General features: G+C 72.6%; 2 protein-coding genes. Both read left to right on the plus strand.

The window, feature by feature from the left end; genetic code table 11:
* Nucleotides 1–987, plus strand: a 987-nt coding sequence (locus AAHH18_RS18175; protein WP_459349172.1) for a hypothetical protein, incomplete at its 5' end; no start/stop codon positions are given.
* Nucleotides 984–3179 (plus strand): hypothetical protein (locus AAHH18_RS18180; RefSeq protein ID WP_343302589.1); only part of this gene is annotated, 2196 nt, incomplete at its 3' end. The genes AAHH18_RS18175 and AAHH18_RS18180, both read left to right, overlap by 4 nt.

Below are 3179 nucleotides of genomic sequence, written 5' to 3' on the forward strand. Positions count from 1 at the left end.
GCCCTGGCCGGTCTCGTCGCCCCGGCCGGCGCCTACGGCGGCCGGGCGGGGGTCATCTCCGGGATGACCGTGTCGGGGACCTCCGGGTGGATGTACACGGTGGGGCCCGGGCACGTCGCCACCCCGGCGGGCGCCGGCGAGGTCCTCCCGTGGGCGAACGCCGCGGACTTCACGGTCGGGCCGGTGAGCCCTGCCCCCGGGTCGGGGTCGCGGATCGACCGGAACTACGCCCTGCACACGCGCAACCTCGAGGGCGACACGGCCTCGGAGCCGGTGATCGACGTCGTCGTCGGCGACCCGAGCACGGGGAACCCGGCGGTGCCCGCGATCCCGGCCGGCGCGGTCGAGCTCGGACGGGTCACGATCCCGTCCGGTGCCACCGGCACCGCGGGCGGGTCGTTCTCGACGTCGAGCGTGCAGTACACGGCCGGACGCGGTGCGGCGATCCCCGTGCCGGGCACGACCCAGCGCGACGCGATCTCCTGGGCGTCCGCACTCCTGCCCGCGGTGGTGCGGCTGCTGTCGACCGGTGAGGTGCAGGTCAACCGCGGGTCGGGGTGGCGGGTCGAGGGCAACCCGGTCGCGAAGTCGTACACGCCTGTCCTCAGCGCCGCCACCGCCCCGAGCATGACCCTGATCGCCGCCGGTCGCTACGTCGAGATCGGCGACCTGTGTGCCGCGTGGTTCTCGGTCAAGGTCGACGCCGTGTCCAACGTCGGGGCCGGCACGTACACGATCACCCTGCCGAAGCTGGTGGACACGACCGTCACCAACACCACGGTGATCGGGCGGGCGTCGCTGCTCGACAACTCCGCTTCGAACCGCTGCGGGGTGGAGCTCACGCGCACCGGCGCCGGCGACGCGGTCACGATGTTCTACCAGTCGGCCTACCCGATCGGCTCCCGGCAGGCCGTGAACAACGCGGCCCCCTGGACGTGGGCCGCGGGCGACACGCTCGAGGGCTTCGTCGTCTACCCGGCGGCGTGAGCATGACGAGCATCGACGAGCTGCCGTCCGTCGGCGACGGCATCGGCGAGTGGTGGGTCTACCCCCTGGCGACGTACCTCACGGCGCCGGTCGAGCGGACCGTCGTCGGCGCGGTCGCGTCCAACGGCACGCTCATCGCGGCCGAATTCGACCACACGAACGGCACCGAGACCCGCGTCGAGGTCGGCGCCGGGGTCCCGGACGACCACAACTGCCCGGCGATCTGGGCGGCCGAGGGCAGGCGCATGGTGATGCTGTGGACGCAGCACTCCCGCGACCGGCTGCTGCAAGCGCGCGTTTCCGACGCCGACGGTTCCGTGCTGTCCCTGCGGACCGCGGCCGTGCAGGACTTCACCGCGTCGACCGGGGTGTCGTACTCGATCATCCACCGCATCGAGCACCTCTCCACGCCCGAGCAGGACACGTTCTGGGTGTTCGTGCGCGTCGGGAACTACTCCTGGGCGATCGTTCCGTTCAGCGTGGACCAGGCGACCGGGGTCATCACCTGGGGCGTCGAGCAGCGGCTCGTCACCGGCTCCTACCAGGTGTACCTGTCCGTGATGGACGCCCACGCCCCCGGCGATCAGACCCTGCGCGTGGCGTGGGGCTTCAACCCGGGCCCGACGCACAACCCGATCAACTACCTGGAGATCAACACCGTCACCGGGGCGGTCTCCTCGCCGGTCGACCCGTCGATCGTCGCGAACGTGGCCGGCGCGGGCCTGCCGCTCGAAGCGGATGCGGTCACGCCGCTGCTGCCCGACGTGCTGGACACCCAGTCCCGCCGGCTGCACTACGTGCGCCCCGGCCCGGCGTTGCCGGCGATCGCCTACGCCGAGTGGGACCGCGACGATGTCGCCTCCGCCGTGTACAAGCTCATCTACCTCACGGAGGCCGGCGAGTGGGAGATCCGCGAGTACGGCACGTCCGGCCCCACCCTGCACTCCAACGGGGTCGGGTCCTACATCGGCGGGATGGCGTTCCCCGACCCGTGCCCCGACGACCAGGTCGTCGTCGCCCGCAAGGCGTCCGGGCTCTCGACCGTCGAGGCATTCCGGAGCGACGCGTCCGGGACGTTCCCGCGCACGCTCGTCGAGGACCCGATGTACCGGCTCGCGCGACCCATGCCCGCCAAGGGCGGCGGCGTCGAGCACGTCGTGGTGTCGCGGGTGCGGCACTACGGCGTGACCTACGAGGACTACCTCGCCGACGTCGTGTCGCTGTACGTCCCGCCCGTGCCGGTCGCGCTGGTGCGCTCGGCCTCCCCGACGATCCTGTGCGGGGAGCTGCGCACGGGCCGGATCCTGTCGACCGTGCCGGTGTCCGCCGCCACGTGGGAGCAGCGCCTGCGTGAGGCCGGCACCGTCACGGCGACCGTGCCGCTGCTGGCCCACGAGGTCACGGTCCGCCCCGAGCTGCTCATGGGCCTGGAGGGCGCCCGCTCGTACCTGGCCGCCGAGCACCAGGGCACGATCCTGGAGGCCGGGCCGATCTGGGTGCACGACGTCGACGACGCCACCCTCATGGTCGGCGCCGGTGGGCTGGCGTCGCTGTTCGACCACCGGCAGGTGATCCGGGTCCTGACCGCAGGGCAGAACGCCGCGAAGGTCAAGGACCTGACGTACTCGGGGATGTCCTACGGGACGATCGCGAAGCGGCTGATCTCGACCGCGATGGCGCACACCGGCGGGGACCTGCCGGTGATCCTGCCTGCCGACTCGCCCGGCGCTGCGTCGCGCACGTACCCGGCGACGCAGCTCGCGTCGTTCGGTGACCAGATCCGCGAGCTGATGCAGGTGCAGGGCGGACCCGACATCTCGTTCCGGCCGGAGTTCACGCCCGACGGCCTGGCGATCCGCTGGCGGATGCTCGTGGGCACCACCGCGGACCCGATGCTGCACCAGGCCGGGGCCGACTGGGACCTCGACACCACCGTGCCGCGCTCGAGCGTGTCGGGTCTGCGGATCCGGCGGGACTGGTCGGAGCTGACGATGCGGTCGTGGGCCACCGGCGACGGCCAGGACGAGGCGCAGCTCATCGAGCGGGCCGTCGACAACGGTCTGCTCGACCGCGGGTACCCGCTGCTGGAGTCCGTGCGCGCCTACCCGCGCGTCAAGGTCCGCGCGGACCTGCGCTCGCATGCCGCGTCGCGGCTGCGTGTCACCCGCCGGCCGCGGGCGACGTGGTCCCTG

The sequence above is a fragment of the Cellulomonas olei genome (assembly GCF_039548315.1).
Classification (GTDB): Bacteria; Actinomycetota; Actinomycetes; order Actinomycetales; family Cellulomonadaceae; genus Cellulomonas.